Raw genomic sequence first — 19,351 nt, forward strand, 5'->3', positions numbered from 1 at the left:
GGCTACCTGAACTTCTGGATGAACGGCTCCACCAGCGGCCCCCAGATGCGGATGCCGCCGGGATTGGGCAACAGCGCATGCCCGTCGCGACCGAAGGGCGGCAACAGCTGGAAGTCGAGGGCGCCGCCAGCGCTGCGATAGGCCTCCGCCATGCGGCGCGTCAGCTCCGGGCCGAACGACTGGTCGTTCTCCGTGTAGAGCCACAGCGCCGGCGTCCGTGCCCGCCGTCCCATGTAGCGCGCGTCACGCACCAGTTCGTCGAGGGCACAGGTCTGGCCGGTATCGCCCGCCCGCCCGCGACGACCACCGCCGAAATTGATCGTCCCGGCGACGGCCGGATGGTTCTCCGCCGCGAGCGCCGCGGCTGCCCAGCCTCCCGTCGATTGCCCGACGGCGATGACGCCGTCCTTGCGCACGAAGGGCAGCGCGGTCAGCCCGTCGATGACGGCGGAAAGATCGGCCGCATCGGCGCGCCCGGCGGCGAAATGGTTGGGCCTGCGGCAGGCAAAACGCTCGGCACGCTCGCCGCCGGTCAGGCCGTAGCCGCGCCGGTGGACGACGGCGACGACATAGCCCCGCTCGACGAACCAGGAGACGACATGGGGATAGACGCCATGGCGGGGCTCACCGTTGCGGGCGGCGTCGCCCGACGTGTGGTGGGTCATCACCACCAGTTGCCGCGGCGTATCACCGGCCGGACGGAAGACGATCGCCGCGATCTCACGTCCCTCGTCGGCATTGTGCGACAGGCGCCAGACCTGCTCGCGGTGAACCGTGCCCTCGGCGCCCTCGGGCCGGGGAGCTTGGGCGGCGGTCTGGGCGGCGGCCGGAGCGCCGCAGAGGAGCGCGGCGGCCAGGATCAGAACTGAAAGCCGCCTCATGCGCGCACCAGATCGCCGAGCAGGCTCGCCGCGACCGTCGCCTTCGAGACGGTCAGGCCCGAACCGGCGATCTCCGCGACCGCCTTGCGGATCCGTTCGGCCCGCCCGCCATGCACGGCCATCCAGGCATCGACCGCGGCGGCGCCGGAGGTATCGCCCGAGACCATGTCGGCGGTGATGCGGCGCTCGGCGTCGGCGATCGAATCGAGCGCCCGATCGAGGGCCAGCCGGTCGAAGTAGTCGGTGACGGTGATCGCCTTGGCCGCGCCCTTCATCTGGTCGAGGCGGAAGACGGCCGATGCCGCGAAAGCGGTGGCGGCGACATCGGCGACGCCCCGCCCGGTCTGGTCGGCCACAGCAACGATATCGGGGGCGGCGGCGAGATGGTCGAGGCTCGCCAGCACGCCGGCGAGCGGGTCGGGAAGCCCGGCCGCCCGGAGTTCTGCCGTGCGGGCCGCCCTCGCCGCCGCGGCATCCGCCGGCAGCGCCGTATCGAGGCTCGCCGCCACCGTCTCGATGCCGGCGCGATGGTGGGCGACGACATCGGCGAGGCCGCGGGTCAGGTCGACATTGCGGATGAACCAGATGACCCGGTCGATCAGCAGATCCTGGATCGCCGCATAGAGTTCGAGCTGCAGCGCCCCCGACACGCGGTTGTCGAGGCTGTCGAGTTCGGTATTCAGCGCCGTCATCCCATAGGAGTCGCGCACGGCGGCGAAGGCCGAGGCGATGGTGGCGACGTCGGCGCCGGTCTGATCGATCAGCCGGGTGACGAAGGCGGGGCCGCCGCGGTTGATCATCGAGTTGGAGAGGCCCGTCGCGATGATCTCGCGGCGCAGCTTGTGGCTCTCCACGGCGTCAGGGAATTTGTCCTGCACCGGCCGCGGAAAGTAGCGGACCAGTTCGCGCGCCAGATAGGGATCGTCCGGCACCGACGAGGCGAGGAGGTGGTCGTAGAGATCGATCTTGGCATAGGCCAGCAGCACGGCGATTTCCGGTCGGGTCAGGGGATCGCCGCGCCGGCGCCGGTCGGCCAGTTCCATCTCGTCCGGCAGGTATTCCACCGCCCGGTCGAGCTTGCCCTGCGTTTCAAGGCTCTGCATCAGCCTTTGCTGGAAGCCGAGATCCTCGAGGCCGCGCCGCTGCGACAGCGACAGCGCCAGCGTCTGAAGGTAGTTGTTGCGCAGCACCAGCTGGCCGACCTCGTCGGTCATGGTGGCGAGCAGCGCGTTGCGCGCGCCGCCGTCCAGCCGGCCGTCGCGCTCCGGCGTCGTCAGGGCGATCTTGATGTTGACCTCGACGTCCGACGTGTTCACCCCCGCCGAATTGTCGATGGCGTCGGTGTTGAGGCGAACCCCGGCGCGCCCGGCCTCGATGCGGCCCCGCTGGGTCATGCCGAGATTGGCGCCCTCGCCCACCACCCTGGCACGAATGTCGGCGCCGGTGATGCGGATGGCGTCGTTGGCGCGGTCGCCGCCCTGGTCGTCGGTCTCGCCGCTGGAGCGCACATAGGTGCCGATGCCGCCGAACCACAGGAGATCGACCCGCGCCTTGAGGACGGCGTTCATCACCTCCTGAGGGGTCGCCTGGGCCTTCGGCAGGTCGAGCACCGCCTGCACCTCCGGCGACAGCGCGATGGACTTGGCCGAACGGGAGAACACGCCCCCGCCGGCCGAGATCAGGCTCTTGTCGTAATCGGCCCAGGACGAGCGCGGCAGGCCGAACAGGCGCTTGCGCTCGGCGAAGGCCGCCTCGGGATCGGACGAGGGATCGAGGAAGATGTCGCGATGGTCGAAGGCCGCCACCAGCTTGATGGTCTTTTCCAGCAGCATGCCGTTGCCGAAGACGTCGCCGGACATGTCGCCGACCCCGGCCACGGTGAAGGGCGTCACCGAAATGTCGGTGCCCATCTCGCGGAAGTGCCGCTTCACGGCCTCCCAGGCGCCGCGGGCGGTAATGCCCATGCCCTTGTGGTCGTAGCCCTGGCTGCCACCCGAGGCGAAGGCGTCACCCAGCCAGTGGCCCTTGTCGAGGGAGAGCTGGTTGGCGATGTCGGAGAACGTCGCCGTGCCCTTGTCGGCGGCGACGACGAGATAGGGATCGTCGCCGTCGTGCCGGACGGTTTCAGGCGGCGGCACGATGGTCGCCCCGTCGATATTGTCGGTGATCTGCAGGAGCGAGCGCACGAAGATGCGATAGGATTCGGTCCCCTCGGCAAGCCAGGCGTCGCGCTGGCTCGCCGGCGGCAGGCGCTTCGGCACGAAGCCGCCCTTGGCGCCCACCGGCACGATGACGGCGTTCTTCACCTGCTGCGCCTTGACGAGGCCGAGCACCTCGGTGCGGAAGTCCTGCGGCCGGTCCGACCAGCGCAGGCCGCCGCGCGCCACCTTGCCGAAGCGCATGTGCACGCCCTCGACCCGCGGCGAGTAGACGAAGATCTCATAGAGCGGGCGCGGCGCCGGCAGGTTGTCGATCCGCTTCGATTCGAACTTGACGGCGATCGTCGGCCTGACCTGCCCGTCCTCGCCGGTCTGGTAGAAATTGGTGCGCACCGCCGCCTGGATCAGGTTGATGAAGGCCCTGAGGATGCGGTCCTCGTCGAGCGAGGTGACATGCGCCAGGCTCTCCTCGAAGCGCGAGAGGAGATCGACGAGCTTCGCATTGCGCTCCTCCGGCGACAGGCCGAGCCGCGGATCGAAGCGCAGGTGGAACATCAGCACGATGCCTTTGGCGATCGCCGCATGTTTGCGCAGCGTCGCCCACAGGTAGTCCTGGCTGAAGGGTGCGCGGATCTGCCTGAGGGTGCGGGCGAGGGTGCGGATGACCGCGACGTCCCGCCAGGCGAGACCCGCCTCCAGCGTCAGCGCATTGAATCCGTCGCTTTCCGCATCGCCGCGCATCACCGCCATGAGGGCTGATCCGAGTTTCTCGTCGAGCGCCTCGAGGTCGATGACCTGACCCCCGGGCCGGGCGAGCGACATGTCGTGCAGCCAGACCGGCGCCGTACCGGCCGGCGCGATTTCATAGGTGCGCTCGTCGACCACCGCGAAGCCCATGGCCTCGAGGATCGGCACGCGTTCGGAGAGCGGGATCGGCCGCCCGCGGGCGAAGACCTTGAGGCCGGCTTCCGTGCGTTGGGCGGGGTCCGGCCGGTAGAAGTCGATGGCGAGGGAGCGGGACTCGGTGAGGCCTTCGAAGATGCGGATGTCGCCGATCGCGTCTTCCGCCGGCACTGCCTCGCGATAGGCGGCGGAGAAAGCCTCGCGGTAGCGCGCCGCGAGATCGCCGGCCCGGGCCGGGCCGTGGATCAGCGCGAGAGCCTCGCCGAGCCCGTCGCTCCAGGTCCGCACGATGCGCGACACCGCCGCCTCCAGCTCCGCCCGGTCGATGCGCGGGGTCTCCCCCTCGTCGCGGCCGATGATGAAGTGCACCCGCGTCAGCGGCCCGTCCGGGAAGAACGGGTAGAAGGCCGAGACGCGCCCGCGATAGACGCCAGCCAGGTAATTGCCGATGGCGAGCCGCACCGTCGTGTCGAACCGGTCGCGCGGCACATAGACCATCACCGAAACGAAGCGGTGGAAGCGGTCCTCGCGCGGCAGGACCCTGACGCGCGGCCGGTCCTCGAGCTGCATCACCGCCATGGCGTGGTTGAACAGCGTGTCGTCGTCGATCTGGAACAGTTCGTCGCGCGGATAACTCTCCAGCACGTTGACCAGCGCCTTGCCCGAGTGACCGTCGGGATCGAAGCCGGCCCGCGTCAGCACGCGGTCGACCTTGCGCCTGAGATAGGGAATGGTTCGCGTCGAACGCGTGTAGGCGGTGGAGGTGAAGAGCCCGACGATGCGGGCCTCGCCGACGAGCTGGCCCTGCCGGTCGAAGCGCTTCACCCCGACATAGTCCATGTGGATTCGGCGGTGCACGCGCGAGCGGACATTGGCCTTGGTGATGATCAGCGGCACCGGCTGCATCAGGAATTCGCGCAGTTCCGGCGTCATGGTGACGAGGTCGGTGCCACGTCGCAGGATGCGCACGTTCTCGTCGCGCAGGATGCCCAGTCCGGAGGTGAATTCCGGTTCGAGCTGACCTTCGGCGACGCCGCCGACATAGGCATAGTCGCGGACGCCGAGCAGGGTGAAATTGTTGGCGGCCAGCCATTCCAGGAACTGGATGCCCTCCGCCATCTCGGTGACCGGCAGGACGGGGTTCGCCTTCAGGTCCTCGATGATGGCGCGCACGCGCGCCTGCATCGGCTTCCAGTCGGCGACGCAGATCCGCACGTCGGCGAGGGTCGCCTCCAGTTCCTCGACCAGAGCCGCGCGGCGGCCCTCGTCGCCGATCCTGTCGACATGGACGTGGATAAGGCTTTCCCGCGGCGCGGCGGGATCGGGCTCGAGGCCGCGATAGGCGGACAGGGTTCCGTCCAGCTCGCGTTCGACGGTCAGGATCGGGTGGACGACCAGGCCGACCTTCAGACCCTGCTCGGCCAGCACGCCGAGCACCGAATCGACGAGGAACGGCATGTTTTCGTTGACCACCTCGATGACCGTGATGGCGGCGAGGCGCGAGGCGACCGAGGTCGGTTCGGGATCGGCGAGGCGGATCGACGACCGGCCGGGGGTCCGCCGGGAGAAGGCGGCATGGCTGGCGACGGCCAGCGCCGCGAGATCGCGCGCGTCGTAGGCGACCACGTCCTCCGGGTCGGCGCGGCCGAAGAGGTCGACCGCATAATCGGCGGGAACACTGGCTTCGGTACCGCGCAGGATGATGCCCGCCTGCTCGATGATGGCCGCGGCCCCCCGCGCATCCTCGGCCCGATTGCTCATGCTCGTCTCCTTGCGGCAGATTCGTCTTGGTTGTTGGCGCCGTGCGGGCAGGATGATCACGCTGCCCCTCGGCCGTAAAGTCAATTTCGCCGGCCCGATGGGCCATGCTACCACCCTGCGACGCGGTGATGACGCCGGCCGGAACCGGCGGGTCATCGGATCGGTTTCGGGAGACAGCGCCATGCCGGCATCGCCATCGAAGACGAAAAGCGCAGCCAAGGCCGGTCCGTCCGCCAGATCCGCCAAGAGCGCGGAAAAGCCGACCGGCCGGGAGACGGCCGCCACCGAGGCGATCATCGCCCTCGACCTGCCCGCCGCCCCGCTCGATGCCGAGATCGAGGCATTCTTCCAGAAATGCCGCGACAAGATCGGCTTCGTGCCGAACGTGCTCCTCGCCTATACCCACGATCTCGCCAAGCTGAAGGCCTTCTCGGCCATGTACAACGACCTGATGCTGGCGCCGTCCGGCCTCAGCAAGCTGGAGCGCGAGATGATCGCCGTGGTGGTTTCGGCGGTGAACCGCTGCTTCTACTGCCTCACCGCCCATGGCGCGGCGGTCCGCCAGCTCTCCGGCGATCCCGAACTTGGCGAGATGATGGTGATGAACTACCGCGCCGCCCGACTGGATGCCCGCCAGCGCGCCATGCTCGATTTCGCCGTGAAGCTCACGGAAACGCCCTGGACCATCGACGATCCTGACCGGGACGCGCTGCGCAAGGTCGGCTTTTCCGAACGCGACATCTGGGACATCTCGGCCACCGCCGCCTTCTACAACATGTCGAACCGCGTGGCCTCGGCCACCGATATGCGGCCCAACGCCGCCTATCATGCGACGGCGCGCTGATTTGCGATCGCCCGGGACTGGCAGCGCGCCCCGGCGCGCCTAGATGACACGGGATCAGTTCCTGTCGTCGCGCCACGGAGCCATGCCATGGCCACCAACACCTCCTATCTCGGACCGGCCGATCTTCCGGACGTGATCCCGGTCTTTCCCCTGCCGGGCGCGCTGCTGCTGCCACGCGGCCAGCTGCCGCTCAACATTTTCGAGCCGCGCTATCTGGCGATGATCGACGACGCCTTCCTGTCGGGCCGCCGCCTGATCGGCATGGTGCAGCCGGTTCCCGCTGACGAGGACGCCAGGCGTCCGACCCTGTCTGCGGTCGGATGCGTCGGGCGTATCACCCAGCTCGCCGAGTCCGGCGACGGGCGCTACATGCTGAGCCTGACCGGTATCACCCGTTTCCGCATCGTCGAGGAACTTTCGGTCACCACTCCCTATCGCCAGTGCAAGATCGACTGCGAACCCTATCAGGGTGATTTCGAGGCGCGGGTCGGCGAGGATGACGTCGATCGCGACGGTCTCCTGAAGACCCTGAAGGAGTTCCTCGAGGTCAACGACATGGAGGCGGACTGGGACGGCATCCGCCGGGCCCCGACGGAGATCCTCGTCAACGCTCTCTGCATGATGTCGCCCTGGGGCCTGAAGGAGAAGCAGGCCCTGCTGGAGGCACCCGACCTGAAGACGCGGGCTGCCCTGCTCGTCGCCGTCACCGAGGTCGCCCTCGCCAAGGACAGGCCCGCCGACGATAAGCAGCCGCTCAACTGACGCCGCTGGCATGGCGCCCCGCGACCGGCTAGACCGATCCTTGCCCGTGTCTCAGGGGGAACCCATCACATGACGACGCCGAATGATCCCGGGACCGCCGCAGACGGCGACCCGAAGCCCCTCGAGAGCAAGACGGCGGTGCCGCAGACCCGGCCCGGGACGGTCGATCCGCGCCTCCTCGAGGTGCTGGTCTGCCCGGTGACCAAGGGGCCCCTCGAGTACGACGCCGAGGCCGGAGAGCTCGTCTCCCGCGCCGCCAGGCTCGTCTACCCGATCCGCGAGGGCATCCCGATCATGCTGCCTGAGGAAGCCCGCCCGCTGGCCGACTGATCCGGTCAGAGCAGGGCCGTGCCGTCGGTGTGGCGCTCCACCAGCGCCTGGCGCAGCTTTTCGATGGCGCGGTTCTCGATCTGCCGGACCCGCTCCTTGGAGATGCCCAGCCGCTCGCCGAGCGATTCCAGCGTTGCGGTCTCCTCGCTCAGCCGGCGCGCCCGGATGATGTTGAGCTCCCGGTCCGACAGGACATGCAGGACGTCGCGCAGCCAGGCGACCCGGCGGCTGCTGTCGATCGTCTCGCCCACCACCTCGTCGGGGAGCGGCGCCGCGTCGACAAGATGATCAAGCCGCTCCGACGACCCGCCGCCGTCGCTTTCGTGGCTGGGCGCGTTGAGCGACAGGTCGGAGCCAGAAATGCGGGCGTCCATGACCGCGACGTCGGCCTGCGATACGCCGATGGCCGCGGCGATCTGCTGGTGGAGGACCGCCGAGCCGATCCCCGCACCCAGGGTCTGAGACAACTGCGCCCTGAGGCGCCGCAGATTGAAGAACAGCGCCTTCTGCGCCGACGACGTTCCGCCGCGGACGATCGACCAGTTGCGCAGGATGTGGTCCTGGATCGAGGCGCGGATCCACCAGGTGGCATAGGTGGAGAAGCGCACGTCCCGCTCCGGCTCGAATCGGGAGGCTGCCTCCAGCAGGCCGACATGGCCCTCCTGGATCAGGTCGGCCATCGGCAGCCCGTAATGGCGGAAGCGCGCGGCGATGGAGATGACGAGCCGCATATGCGCCTGCGCCAGGCGATGGAGCGCCACCTCGTCGCGGCGGTCCTTCCAGCGGACGGCGAGGGCCTGTTCCTCCTCGCGATCGAGGAAGGGAGCGTTGCGCGCCGCCTTCGCCAGGCTCTGACCGATCCCGAAAACCTGCGCCATCACATGCCTTCCCTGAGCTCTCCCGGACAGGCTTGCCCTGCGTTCTTGACCGCGATTACGACGCCCGGCCGGCGCCGGATCAACTGTCCCTGCGCAATGAGAAGCCCTGTTGCCACCGTCCGGGGCGCGCGGGGGATTGGGGGCAGGTCTTTGCTCTGTGACCGGTCATGCGACAGCAGGCCTCGTGCCGCCGGGGCGCGCCCAGCAAAAAGCCCGGCGCGACGGCCGGGCTTTCTGCAGAGATGAGATGGGACGGGCCGGTCAGGCGGCTTCGACCTCGGGCTCGTCGCTCTCGTCGGCTTCGTCCGCTTCGGCCTTGGCCGGACCGCGGCGCGGACCCTTGGCGAGTTGCGCCTCGATCAGCTTGACGGCCTCGGCCTCGACCACCCGCTCGACGGCAGCGAGTTCGCGCGCCATGCGGTCGAGGGCCTGTTCGTAGAGCTGGCGCTCCGAATAGGACTGTTCCGGCTGGGCGTCGGAGCGGAAGAGATCGCGGACGACCTCGGAGATGGCGATCAGGTCGCCAGAAATGAACTTCGCTTCATATTCCTGGGCGCGGCGCGACCACATGGTGCGCTTGACGCGGGCACGGCCCTTGAGGACCTCCATGGCCCTGGCCATGACCTCGGGCTCGGCGAGCTTGCGCATTCCGACCTGAGCGATCTTGGCGGTCGGCACCCGAAGCGTCATCTTGTCCTTCTCGAAGGTGATGACGAACAGTTCGAGCTTGAACCCAGCGATGTCCTGCTCCTCGATCGACACGATCTGTCCGACCCCGTGGGACGGATAGACGATGAACTCGCTCGTCTTGAAGCCCTGACGGGTCTGCGCGTTCTTCTTCACGGTCATACTGCGCCTTACTCCTCGCCGGCCGGATGGCGGCCGCTGGTGATGCCCGCCCCGCATGGCGCGGATGGCGGACCCACGGCCACCCTGCGGCGCCGTGGCGTTGTGCGCGAAAGGAACGACGACCCCGGCTGATCGCCCGGACGGCCCCTGACGTCAGACGACGAGAAACGACCTGCGGCGGCACGATCAGCACCCTTTGGCAGGGTCCATCGCGACGATTTGTCGGAGATTTCCGAAAAATAACGCTCCGCACGAGGGGAGCGTACCGGTAGGACCGCTTTTCTGATCGACTGTGGCAGGACCATACCACAATTTTCGCCGAATTCAAAGGCTTGCGCTCAGGCGGGCCGTCGGCACCGCCGGCCCGCGCCCGATTCTGCACACGTGGTTACCGCAAGGGGAGGTTCAGTCGCCCTTGCCGGGAGCAGCCGAGAGCAGCGGCTCCTTGCCGGGCTTTCCGTCCCACTCCTTGGCGTCGGGAAGCGGATCGCGCTTCTGCGTGATGTTGGGCCATTGCGCGGCGAAATCGGCGTTGATGCCGAGCCATTTTTCCAGGCCCGCCTCGGTGTCCGGCTTGATCGCCTCGGCCGGGCACTCCGGCTCGCAGACGCCACAATCGATGCATTCGTCGGGATGGATGACGAGAAAATTCTCGCCTTCATAGAAACAGTCGACCGGGCACACCTCGACGCAGTCGGTATATTTGCATTTGATGCAATTCTCGGTGACCACGTAGGTCATGCGAAATCTCCGGAAGCGCGGCGGCTGTCGACCTCGCCGATTACCAGATGAGGTCGTTCGTACGCAAGCGATGGCGTGGCGCGACGCACGCGCCCCCTTGTCCGCAGCCGGAGCCCACACGATCTAGTGAACGATTTCCACGGGGAGCCGCGCCATGAACTACATGAAGACCGCCATCCTCCTGGCAGCCATGACCGCCCTCTTCATGGGCGTCGGCTTCCTCGTCGGCGGCCAGGCCGGCATGCTGATCGCACTGGCCGTCGCCTGCGCCATGAATTTCTGGAGCTACTGGGGTTCCGACAAAGCCGTCCTCAACATGTACGGCGCCGAGGAGGTCGACCAGAATTCGGCGCCGGACCTCTATCAGATGACCTGGGACATGGCCCAGCGTGCCGGCATGCCGATGCCGCGGCTCTTCATCATCCACGAGGACCAGCCCAACGCCTTTGCCACCGGCCGCAATCCGGAAAACGCGGCGGTCGCCGTCAACACCGGCCTTCTCAACACGCTGACGCGCGAGGAAGTCGCCGGCGTGGTGGCGCATGAACTGGCGCATATCAAGAACCGCGACACGCTGATCATGACGATCACCGCGACACTCGCCGGCGCTCTCTCCATGCTCGCCAATTTCGCCGCCTTCTCAGGCGGCAACAACCAGAACCGCAACGGCTTCGGCGTCATCGGGACCATCGCCATGATGATTCTCGCGCCGCTCGCCGCCTCCATCGTGCAGATGGCCATCTCCCGCTCGCGCGAATACGAGGCGGACAAGATGGGCGCGGAAATCTGCGGCAATCCGATCTGGCTCGCCTCGGCGCTCGCCAAGATCGCCGGTGCCCATGACCGCACGGTCAACAACACCGCCGAGCACAATCCGCAGACGGCGCACATGTTCATCATCAACCCGCTGTCGGGCGAGCGCATGGACAACCTGTTCTCGACCCATCCCGACACCGGCAACCGCATCGCCGCCCTGCAGCAGATCGCCCAAGCCTGGGGCATGGCCGGTCAGGTCGGCCATGGCCAGTCGCAACCGGCCCCCTGGGGCAGCAATGCCCGCCGTGGCGGCCCCTGGGGCTGACGAACCGCCTTTGCGGGTTGCCGCAGGGGCGCACGCAGCCTAAACGGGCGCCATGACCAAGCGCCCGTTTTTCCATAAGGCCCGGCCGAAGACCATCAAGCCGAAGCCCGCCGCCCATCCGGGCCTGCCGGCCCGCCGCCGGGCCTGCGATCTCGTCGAGGCCGTGCTGCTGCGCCGTCGCCCGCTCGACGAGGCGCTGGAACTGCCGACCGAACTCGACGCCCTCGACCGGGCGCTCGCCCGCAAGATCGCCGCCACGACGCTGCGGCGGCTCGGCACCATCGACCGACTCCTCGCCGAACGCCTCGCCAAGGGCCTTCCCGACGGCCTGCCGCGGCTCGAGACCGTCCTGCGGATCGCCGCCTGCCAGATCCTCTTCCTCGACGTGCCGGACTATGCCGCCGTCGACAGCGCGGTGCGCATGGTGGAGAACGACCGCAAGGCCAAAGGCTTCGCCGGGCTCGCCAATGCGGTGCTGCGGGGCCTCGCCCGCGATCGGGAGGAGGCGCTCGCCTCCCTCGACCCGCTGGACGACCTCGCGCCCTGGCTGCGGCAGCGCTGGACGCGGGCCTACGGGGCCGAGACCACGGCCGCCATCGCCGCGATCGTCTCGTCAGAACCACCGCTCGACCTCACCGTGTCCTCCGACCCCGAGGGCTGGGCCGACCGGCTCGGCGGCTTCGTGACGCCGACGGGCTCGGTCCGGCTGAAGGCGGAGGGCGCAATCCCCGATCTCGCCGGCTATGCCGACGGCGCCTGGTGGGTGCAGGACGCGGCTGCCGCCCTGCCGGCCCGTCTGCTCGGCGACATCGCCGGTCTTTCCGTCGCCGACCTCTGCGCCGCGCCGGGCGGCAAGACCGCGCAGCTCGCGCGCGCGGGCGCCCGCGTCACCGCCGTCGACCGCTCCCCGCGGCGGCTGGAACGTCTCGTCGAGAACATGACCCGTCTGAAGCTCGACGTCACCGTGCGCGCCGTCGACGCCCTCGACCTCGAAGGCCCGTTCGACGCGATCCTCATCGATGCGCCCTGCACCGCCACCGGCACCCTGCGTGGCCATCCCGACGTCATGCACCTGAAGTCGGCCACCGACGTCGACGGGTTGGCGCGCCTGCAGGCGCGCCTGCTCGACCGGCTCGCCGTCCTCTTGAAGCCCGGCGGGCGCGCGGTCTACTGCACCTGCTCGCTGGAGCCGGAGGAGGGCGAGGACCAGATCGCCGCCCTGCTCGCCCGGGAGCCGCGCCTCGCGCTCGATCCGATCCGCCCCGACGAATGGCCCGGCATCGCCCCCTTCGTCACCGCGGCGGGCCATCTGCGCACCCTGCCCTCGCACTGGCCCGACCCCGACCCGGCCCGCGCCGGCCTCGACGGCTTCTTCGCCGCCCGCCTCGTCTTCCGCGGCCCCTGACACGGCAAAGCCCGCCCGGATCGCTCCGGGCGGGCTTCGTGAGGGGTTGGACGATCAGCCCTGGCGGCGCGGGATCAGGCGGGTAACCTCGCGCGACATGTCGCGCAGCACCTCGTCCGGCGTCGCCTTCTGCTCGACGATGCGGGCGAGGTTGTCGACCATGACCTGCGTCACGCGGACCGAGTTCTGGCCCGGGAAGGCGTACCACGGGATCATCAGGTGAACCTGCTTGGTGGCGGCCTGGAAAAGCGGGTTCGCCTTGTAGAACTCGCTGAGATACATCGGATCGTCGATGGCGAGCTGGTTGCACGGCACATAGCCGGTGTTCTTCGTCATCAGCGTCGTGCCCTCGGCGGAGGTCGCGAACTTGATGAACTCCCAGGCGGCGGCCTGACGGGCCGGATCCTTGGCGGTCATCATGGCGCCGGCACCGCCGGTCGGCAGGCGGCCCTTCACCGGATCGATGACCGGCAGGATCGTGGTCTGCAGCTCGAAATTGCTGCCGACCATGCCGGAGACCTGGCGAACCTGCGCCGTGGTGCGGAACATCATGCCCATCTTGCCGGCGCCGAAGGACTGCAGGTCGGCATTGCCGGTGAGGTTCGGCATCTTGCCTTCCTTCACCATACGGTCGAGCAGGCGGAGAGCGGCGAGGCCTTCGGCGCCGTCGAAGGCGACCTTGCTCTCGTCCTCGGTCAACATCCGGCCACCATGGCCATAGAGCAGCGCCGAGAACATCCAGTCGTCACCCGGCCAGCGGAAGAACATGCCGGAATTGCCGTCGCCGAGGGCGGAGATCTTCGCCGCAAGGGCGATGACGCCGTCCCAGTTCGTCGGGAAGGTCTCGGCGCTGGCGCCAACCTTCTTGAGGAGATCGACGTTGAGATAGCTGATCGGGTTGGACGTGGCGAAAGCCAGGCCGCACTGCACGCCGCCATGGAAGCCGAGGCCGAGGATCGGATTGGAATAACCGAGCTTCGCCAGATCACCCTCGCGGGCGAGGAAGGGCTTCAGGTCGGCGGCGATCGAACGCTCGGCGAACAGGCGCAGGCGGTTGAGGCCCTGGAACGAGACGTCCGGCATGCCGCCGGTGGTCGCCTGGCGCAGCACCAGCTGGGCGCCGTCCTCGTAGGTGGGCGTCGGATTGACATAGGTGACCTTCACCTTGTCGCTCTTCTTGTTGAAGGCCTCGGCGACGGCGTCCATGGCGGCCTTGAAGATCGGCGGCATGGAATAGTGGGCGACGACCTCGATGGTCTGGGCGCGGACCACGTTGGGCATGGCGATGGTGGCGGCGCCGGCCATCAGGCCGAGCGTCGTACGGCGGGAGAGTTTCTGAGACATGACAACCTCGGTTCCGGGGCTGGTCGGTTGAAGGTCCCCGTCGGCCGGCCCCTTCCGGCGCGGCGGGGTATGAACGGGATCAGGCGCGGGGCAGAAGGCGCGTGACGTCGCGCGCCATGTCGGCCAGCGCGACATCGACGCTCGCCTTCTGCTCGACGACGCGCGAGACGTTGTCGGTGATGGTGGAGGAAATCCGCACACCATTGGCGCCGGGGAATGCGTACCAGGGCACCATGATCGGCATCTGCCGGACGCCGGTCATGAACAGCGGATTGTCGCGGTAGAACTCGCCGAGATAGCGCGGATCGTCGGCGGCCAGCTGGTTGACCGGCACATAGCCCGTGCCCTTGACCATGATGGCCGAGCCCTCCGGCGAGGTGCAGTAGCGCAGGAAACGGTACGCCGCCTGCTGCTTGGCGGGATCCTTGGACAGCACCATGCCGGCGGCACCGCCGGTCGGCAGGCGGCCGCGGGCACGGTCTCCCAGCGGGAATTCCCAGGTAGCGAGATTGAAATTGCTGCCGAGCGAACGCATCGCCTGGCGCAGGAACGCGGTCGACCAGAAATACATGCCGACCTTGCCGGCGGCGAAGGCCTGGGCGCCCGCTTCTCCCGAGAGCGCCGGCATGCCGCCCTCCTTGACCAGGCGGTCGAGCACGGTCAGGGACGCCTTCCCCTCGGGTCCGGCGAAACCGATGGTGCGCTCGGCCTCATCCATCATGCGGCCACCGAAGCCGAAGAGCAGCGCCGAATAGATCCAGTCGCCCTGCCAGCGGTAATAGGCGCCATGGACACCGTCGCCGAGCGCTGAGATCGTCTTGGAGGCGGCGATGATCTCGTCCCAGGTCGTCAGCTTCCTGTCGGGATCGAGGCCGGCGCGCCGGAACAGGTCGGCATTGATGAAGATGATCGGATTGGATGTGGCGAAGGCGAGCCCCGCCTGGATGCCGCCCGCCGCCCCGATGCCGAGCAGCTCCGGCGTGTAGCCAAGCTTCGCACTGTCGCCCTCGCGCTTCAGCAACGGGGCGAGGTCGACGGCCAGGCCCCGCTCGGCGATAACCCTGAGGCGGTTGAGGCCCTGGAACGTCAGGTCGGGCTGGCGGCCGGTGACCGCCTCGCGCAGCACCAGCTGGGTGCCGTCGTCATAGCTCGCCGTCGCCTGGCGGTAGCTGACCTTGACGTCGGACTGGGCCGCCATGAAGCCGGCGGCGAGCTGCTCCTGCACGTCCTTGAAGACGGCCGGCATCGAGTAGTGGACGTCAATCTCGACCGGGTTGGCCAGCGCGAGGCGCGGCGCCGCGAGGGTGGCGGCCGTGGCGGCGAGCACCGTGCGACGGGTCAGGCGGATCGTCATGACGATCTCCGTTCGTGGGGCGGGAAAGGAACCGGCCTCATCCCTTGAGGCCGGTCATGGTGATGCCTTCGATGAAGCGCCGCTGGGCGAGGAGGAAGGCGGCCACCAGCGGGATCGTGGTGATGGTCGCAGCCGCCATCAGGGCGCCGAAATCGTCGCCGGCTTCCTCTGTGCGGAAGTAGATGACGCCGAGCGCCGGGGTTGCCAGTTCGCCCTTGCCGGAGACGGCGATGAGCGGCCAGAACAGGTCGTTCCAGTGGGCCACCACCGAGAAGATCGCGAAGGCGGTGGCGGCAGGCCAGGCATTGGGCACGATGATGCGCCAGACGATGGACCATTCGCCGAGCCCGTCCATGCGGGCGGCGTGGATCAACTCGTCCGGCATGGCCCGGAAGAACTGGCGGAACATGAAGATGGCGAAGACCGAGATGGTCGAGGGCGCGATCAGCGCCGCATAGGTGTTGAGGATGCCGGTCTGGGCGAAGGCGATGTAGAGCGGGATCGCCGGGACGTGGGCGGGGATCAGCAGCCCCAGCATGACGAAGGCGAAGAGCGTCTCGCGGCCGCGGAAATTCAGCTTGGCCAGCGCATAGCCGGCGGGCAGCGCGAAGGCGAGCTGGAAGACGAGGATGCCGAAACAGACGATGACGCCGTTCAGCAGGTAGCGGCCGATCGGCACTTCGCTCAGCACCCGGCCATAGTTCTTCTCGAAGGCGAAGGTCTGCGGGATCAGCGACATCGAGGCCCGCCAGACCTCGTCGAGCGGCTTCAGCGAGACCGAGATCATCCAGATGTAGGGCATCAGGAAGATCAGGCCGAGGACCGAGAGCAGCACCAGCCGCGGCAGGTCGGCGATGAGGCTCTTGTCGTGTGGTGAGGAGGGGGTCATCGGCACCTCACCCGTAATGGACGCGGCGGTCGAGCACGCGCGTCTGGAGGAGCATGAGGACCACGACGGCGCCGAGGAAGACGACGGTGATCGCCGCCGAGTAACCCATGCGGAAGAAGGTGAAGCCCTCGGTGTACATGGTGTAGAGCAGCACCTCGGAGGCCTTGTTCGGCCCGCCCTGCGTCAAGGTCGCGACGATGTCGAAGACCCGGAGCGAGCGGATCATCGTGATGGTCAGCACGAAGAGGCTGGTGGGGCCCAGCAGCGGCCAGGTCACCGTCCAGAAGCGCGACCAGGCCGAGCGCACCCCGTCCACTTCCGCCGCCGCATAAAGGTCGCGCGGGATGGCGGTCAGACCCGCCAGGAACAGCACCATGTTGAAGCCGATCTGCTCCCACACGCCGATGATGGCGAGGGTCCACATGACGCTGTCGGAGGAGCCGAGCCAGTTCGGGCCGACGATGCCGAGGCCGCGGAGCGCCGCGTTTACCGGGCCGATTGTCGGGTGGAACATGTACTGGAAGGCGGTCGCCATCGCGACCATCAGCGAGACCACCGGCAGGAAGAACACGGCGCGGAAGAAGGTGCGCCCGCGCGTGCCGCTCTCGATCAGCAGCGCCAGCATCAGCCCGCCGATGATCGAGACAGGCGTCGTCACGGCGACGAAGAAGGCGGTGTTGCGGAACGAGGTGACGAAGCCCCGGTCTTCCATCAGCTCGGCGAAATTGGCGAGCCCGACGAAGCGCAGCGCCGGCGCGCCCAGCTCATAATCGGTGAAGGCGATGGCGACGACCGCAGCCGTCGGGATCAGCAACATCAGCACGAAGGCGAGGACGGCCGGGGCGGTCAGCAGCCAGGCGGCCAGCGCCTCGCCGCGATGGATCCGCTCGCCCGCCGGAGCCGCCGCGGCATAACCGCGGGGAAGCGCAACGTCAGACATGCGCCGCCTCCGTGGGCTGGGGCTGCATCCCGCCGGCGCCGATGCGCGCCGCCGTCTCGCTGCCGATGAGACCGACGCGGTTGCCGACGGGATCGAAGGCGAGAAGGCGCCCGGCGAGCGGCGCGACCGTCAGCGTCTGGCGCGACGACGCGGTTTCCCAGGCCTCCGGGGAGAGGCGGAGGATGAGGTCGGACCCCTCGCGGGTCTCGCGGGCATAGACCAGCACTTCCGACCCGAGGAACTCGACATGGCCGACCGTCACAGAGATGCCCTGGGCGGCCAGCGTCAGATGTTCCGGCCTGACGCCGATGGAGAGCTTGCCGGTCAGGCGCGGCGCGACGAGGCCGCTCGGGACGCCGGCGACCGACACCCGGCCCTCGCCGTCGGCCTCGCCGGCCAGGATGTTGATCCGCGGCGAGCCGATGAACCTGGCGACGTCGATCGTCGCGGGCTGCTCGTAGACCTCGCGCGGCGAGCCGAAATGCAGGACATTGCCGCCGAGCATGACGGCGACCTTGTCGGACATGGTCATCGCCTCGGCCTGGTCATGGGTCACGTAGACGGTGGTGACGCCGATGCGCTTGTGCAGGTCGACGAGTTCGCGGCGCATGTCGTGGCGCAGGGCGGCGTCGAGATTCGACAGCGGCTCGTCCATCAGGAAGGCCTTGGGGTGGCGCACGATGGCGCGGCCGAGCGCGACCCGCTGGCGCTGGCCGCCCGAGAGCTGGCCGGGCCGGCGCTCCATCAGGTGACCGATGGACAGGAGCTTGGCCGCCTGCGCGACCTCCTCCAGGATCGCCGCGCGGCGGGCGCCGGTGCCCGAGACGAAGCGGCCGATGAACGGCGCGCGCTCCAGGGTCGTGAGCCGGCGCATGACCAGTGGCAAGGCCATGTTCTGCTCGACCGTCATGTGCGGATAGAGCGCGTAGTTCTGGAACACCATGGCGACGTCGCGGTCGGCGGCGCGGATCCGGGTGACATCGCGCCCGCCGATCGACACCGCACCGCGGTCCGCCTGTTCGAGACCCGCGATGATGCGCAGGAGGGTGGTCTTGCCGCAGCCGGAAGGACCGACCAGCGAAATGAAGGATCCGGCATCGAAGGACAGCGACACGCCCTTCAGGACGCGCGTCTCGCCAAAAGACTTCTCTATCCGGTCGAGGACGATTCCGGCCATGAATTCCCAACTCCCAGGATGGGGTGGGGGTACGCGGCTTTCACGACAGCACGGCAACGCACGAATGACGTTAAGCCGACGCACGGACAACGGCTGGATGACGGCAGCTCAGCCGGCGCACCTGTCGTCGCGCTGTCATGCTGGATGCCTAGTCAGCCGGCGAACCGCACCCTAGGGAAGGCCCTCATGCTCATCGCCCATCTGACCGATCTCCACATCCGCCCGCACGGTCTTGCCGCCTACCGGACGGCCGAGACCAACATGCTGACCGAGCGTGCCGTCGATGCGGTCCTGGCGCTCGACCCGCGACCGGATTGCGTGCTCATCACCGGCGACCTCACCGACAACGGCCTGCCGGCAGAATACGAGAACCTGAAGCGGATGCTCTCCCGTCTGCCGATGCCGGTCTGGCTCATCCCCGGCAACCATGACCGCCGCGAGAACCTGAAGAGCATCCTCGGCGACTATCCGGGCCTGTCCGACGATCCCCATTTCGCCCAGTGGGCGACCGACCTCGGTCCCGTCCGCATGATTGGCCTCGACACCGTCGTTCCCGGTTCCGGCGCCGGGCGCCTCTGTGCCGACAGGCTCGCCTGGCTGGAGGCCCGCCTGTCGGAAGACACCGCCAAGCCGACCATCGTCGCCTTGCACCACCCGGCCTTCGTCTGCGGCATCCATCACATGGACCGCATCAACCTGCTCGAGGGCAAGGCGGAACTCGAGGCGATCATTCGCCGTCACCCCCAGGTCGTGCGAGTCCTCTCCGGTCACCATCACCGGCCGATCCAGGCGCTCTTCGCCGGCACCCTCGCCATGGTGGCGCCGAGCGTCGCCCATCAGGTGGTGCTGGATCTCAACGACAAGCCGTCGGGGCAGTTCAACTTCGAGCCGGCCGCCTTCCACCTGCATCTGTGGACGGAGGCTGCCGGCCTCGTCAGCCACACCGCCTATGTTGAGAAGGCGCCGGGCCCCTACCCCTTCCTGCGCGATGCCGACTATCCCGGCGCGTGAAGCGGCTGGCGGCGCGGTCCGGGCTGGCGAGGCCCGGACCGC

The 19,351-nt window shown here is 68.4% G+C and carries 16 protein-coding genes; 6 read left to right on the forward strand and 10 right to left on the reverse strand.

The annotated features are described in order from the left end of the window. Window positions 1-2: 2 nt before the first annotated feature. Together Q8O26_RS15110 and Q8O26_RS15115 are read right to left on the reverse strand one after the other, a co-directional pair. Window positions 3-881, reverse strand: coding sequence for a S9 family peptidase (locus Q8O26_RS15110; protein WP_305577006.1), 879 nt, complete (start codon window positions 879-881; stop codon window positions 3-5). Beyond that, window positions 878-5,704, reverse strand: coding sequence for an NAD-glutamate dehydrogenase (locus tag Q8O26_RS15115; protein WP_305577008.1), 4,827 nt, complete (start codon window positions 5,702-5,704; stop codon window positions 878-880). The genes Q8O26_RS15110 and Q8O26_RS15115 overlap by 4 nt, the downstream gene beginning before the upstream one ends. A gap of 181 nt (window positions 5,705-5,885) precedes the next feature. On the opposite strand from Q8O26_RS15115, the gene Q8O26_RS15120 reads away from it, so the two are divergent. From Q8O26_RS15120 to Q8O26_RS15130, 3 genes are all read left to right on the forward strand, one after another. Beyond that, entirely contained in the window at window positions 5,886-6,548 is a 663-nt protein-coding gene (locus Q8O26_RS15120; RefSeq protein ID WP_305577009.1) for a peroxidase-related enzyme, read from the forward strand. Between the two features lie 87 nt (window positions 6,549-6,635). Then, complete coding sequence (locus tag Q8O26_RS15125; RefSeq protein ID WP_305577011.1) at window positions 6,636-7,310, forward strand: LON peptidase substrate-binding domain-containing protein; 675 nt, start codon at window positions 6,636-6,638, stop codon at window positions 7,308-7,310. A gap of 138 nt (window positions 7,311-7,448) precedes the next feature. Then, complete coding sequence (locus tag Q8O26_RS15130; RefSeq protein ID WP_305577053.1) at window positions 7,449-7,640, forward strand: Trm112 family protein; 192 nt, start codon at window positions 7,449-7,451, stop codon at window positions 7,638-7,640. 5 nt (window positions 7,641-7,645) lie between these two features. On the opposite strand, the gene Q8O26_RS15135 is transcribed toward Q8O26_RS15130, so the two are convergent. From Q8O26_RS15135 to fdxA, 3 genes are all read right to left on the reverse strand, one after another. Further along, window positions 7,646-8,518 (reverse strand): RNA polymerase factor sigma-32, encoded by an 873-nt coding sequence (locus Q8O26_RS15135; RefSeq protein WP_305577013.1) that lies wholly within the window; start codon window positions 8,516-8,518, stop codon window positions 7,646-7,648. A 261-nt stretch (window positions 8,519-8,779) separates the two neighbouring features. Then, window positions 8,780-9,367, reverse strand: a complete 588-nt coding sequence (locus Q8O26_RS15140; protein WP_305577015.1) for a CarD family transcriptional regulator — start codon at window positions 9,365-9,367, stop codon at window positions 8,780-8,782. Between the two features lie 405 nt (window positions 9,368-9,772). Continuing rightward, window positions 9,773-10,108, reverse strand: coding sequence for a ferredoxin FdxA (fdxA, locus tag Q8O26_RS15145; protein ID WP_305577017.1), 336 nt, complete (start codon window positions 10,106-10,108; stop codon window positions 9,773-9,775). A 154-nt stretch (window positions 10,109-10,262) separates the two neighbouring features. Here fdxA and htpX point away from each other — a divergent pair, with 154 nt between their 5' ends. Then, window positions 10,263-11,189, forward strand: coding sequence for a zinc metalloprotease HtpX (htpX, locus tag Q8O26_RS15150; protein ID WP_305577019.1), 927 nt, complete (start codon window positions 10,263-10,265; stop codon window positions 11,187-11,189). Between the two features lie 52 nt (window positions 11,190-11,241). Beyond that, on the forward strand, window positions 11,242-12,594 hold the full coding sequence (locus tag Q8O26_RS15155) for an RsmB/NOP family class I SAM-dependent RNA methyltransferase (RefSeq protein ID WP_305577021.1): 1,353 nt from the start codon (window positions 11,242-11,244) through the stop codon (window positions 12,592-12,594). Between the two features lie 54 nt (window positions 12,595-12,648). Here the strand turns inward: Q8O26_RS15155 and Q8O26_RS15160 are convergent, their stop codons facing one another. The 5 genes from Q8O26_RS15160 to Q8O26_RS15180 all read right to left on the reverse strand — a co-directional run bounded on the left by Q8O26_RS15160 (window position 12,649) and on the right by Q8O26_RS15180 (window position 18,298). Then, entirely contained in the window at window positions 12,649-13,938 is a 1,290-nt protein-coding gene (locus Q8O26_RS15160) for an ABC transporter substrate-binding protein (RefSeq protein WP_305577023.1), read from the reverse strand. A gap of 79 nt (window positions 13,939-14,017) precedes the next feature. After that, a complete protein-coding gene (locus tag Q8O26_RS15165; protein ID WP_305577025.1) occupies window positions 14,018-15,292 on the reverse strand; it encodes an ABC transporter substrate-binding protein in 1,275 nt (424 codons plus the stop codon). 37 nt (window positions 15,293-15,329) lie between these two features. Beyond that, complete coding sequence (locus Q8O26_RS15170; RefSeq protein ID WP_305577027.1) at window positions 15,330-16,181, reverse strand: carbohydrate ABC transporter permease; 852 nt, start codon at window positions 16,179-16,181, stop codon at window positions 15,330-15,332. A 7-nt stretch (window positions 16,182-16,188) separates the two neighbouring features. Next, the gene (locus Q8O26_RS15175) at window positions 16,189-17,121 is read right to left on the reverse strand and encodes a carbohydrate ABC transporter permease (RefSeq protein WP_305577029.1); all 933 of its coding nucleotides are present in this window, start codon (window positions 17,119-17,121) and stop codon (window positions 16,189-16,191) included. Then, entirely contained in the window at window positions 17,114-18,298 is a 1,185-nt protein-coding gene (locus Q8O26_RS15180) for an ABC transporter ATP-binding protein (protein WP_305577031.1), read from the reverse strand. Before Q8O26_RS15180 ends, Q8O26_RS15175 begins: the two co-directional genes overlap by 8 nt. Window positions 18,299-18,484: 186 nt before the next feature. On the opposite strand from Q8O26_RS15180, the gene Q8O26_RS15185 reads away from it, so the two are divergent. Beyond that, window positions 18,485-19,309 carry a phosphodiesterase gene (locus Q8O26_RS15185; RefSeq protein WP_305577033.1) on the forward strand — a complete coding sequence of 275 codons (825 nt, stop codon included), beginning with the start codon at window positions 18,485-18,487 and terminating at the stop codon, window positions 19,307-19,309. Window positions 19,310-19,351 lie beyond the last annotated feature (42 nt).

Origin of the sequence: Phreatobacter sp., assembly GCF_030691135.1 — a bacterium.
Lineage (GTDB): Bacteria > Pseudomonadota > Alphaproteobacteria > Rhizobiales > Phreatobacteraceae > Phreatobacter.

Bases quoted from the DNA above. Each gene is read 5' to 3' on its own strand.
- Q8O26_RS15110 (WP_305577006.1), bottom strand. From the start codon at position 881: ATGAGGCGGCTTTCAGTTCTGATCCTGGCCGCCGCGCTCCTCTGCGGC.
- Q8O26_RS15115 (WP_305577008.1), bottom strand. From the start codon at position 5,704: ATGAGCAATCGGGCCGAGGATGCGCGGGGGGCCGCGGCCATCATCGAG.
- Q8O26_RS15120 (WP_305577009.1), top strand. From the start codon at position 5,886: ATGCCGGCATCGCCATCGAAGACGAAAAGCGCAGCCAAGGCCGGTCCG.
- Q8O26_RS15125 (WP_305577011.1), top strand. From the start codon at position 6,636: ATGGCCACCAACACCTCCTATCTCGGACCGGCCGATCTTCCGGACGTG.
- Q8O26_RS15135 (WP_305577013.1), bottom strand. From the start codon at position 8,518: ATGGCGCAGGTTTTCGGGATCGGTCAGAGCCTGGCGAAGGCGGCGCGC.
- Q8O26_RS15140 (WP_305577015.1), bottom strand. From the start codon at position 9,367: ATGACCGTGAAGAAGAACGCGCAGACCCGTCAGGGCTTCAAGACGAGC.
- fdxA (WP_305577017.1), bottom strand. From the start codon at position 10,108: ATGACCTACGTGGTCACCGAGAATTGCATCAAATGCAAATATACCGAC.
- htpX (WP_305577019.1), top strand. From the start codon at position 10,263: ATGAACTACATGAAGACCGCCATCCTCCTGGCAGCCATGACCGCCCTC.
- Q8O26_RS15155 (WP_305577021.1), top strand. From the start codon at position 11,242: ATGACCAAGCGCCCGTTTTTCCATAAGGCCCGGCCGAAGACCATCAAG.
- Q8O26_RS15160 (WP_305577023.1), bottom strand. From the start codon at position 13,938: ATGTCTCAGAAACTCTCCCGCCGTACGACGCTCGGCCTGATGGCCGGC.
- Q8O26_RS15165 (WP_305577025.1), bottom strand. From the start codon at position 15,292: ATGACGATCCGCCTGACCCGTCGCACGGTGCTCGCCGCCACGGCCGCC.
- Q8O26_RS15170 (WP_305577027.1), bottom strand. From the start codon at position 16,181: ATGACCCCCTCCTCACCACACGACAAGAGCCTCATCGCCGACCTGCCG.
- Q8O26_RS15175 (WP_305577029.1), bottom strand. From the start codon at position 17,121: ATGTCTGACGTTGCGCTTCCCCGCGGTTATGCCGCGGCGGCTCCGGCG.
- Q8O26_RS15180 (WP_305577031.1), bottom strand. From the start codon at position 18,298: ATGGCCGGAATCGTCCTCGACCGGATAGAGAAGTCTTTTGGCGAGACG.
- Q8O26_RS15185 (WP_305577033.1), top strand. From the start codon at position 18,485: ATGCTCATCGCCCATCTGACCGATCTCCACATCCGCCCGCACGGTCTT.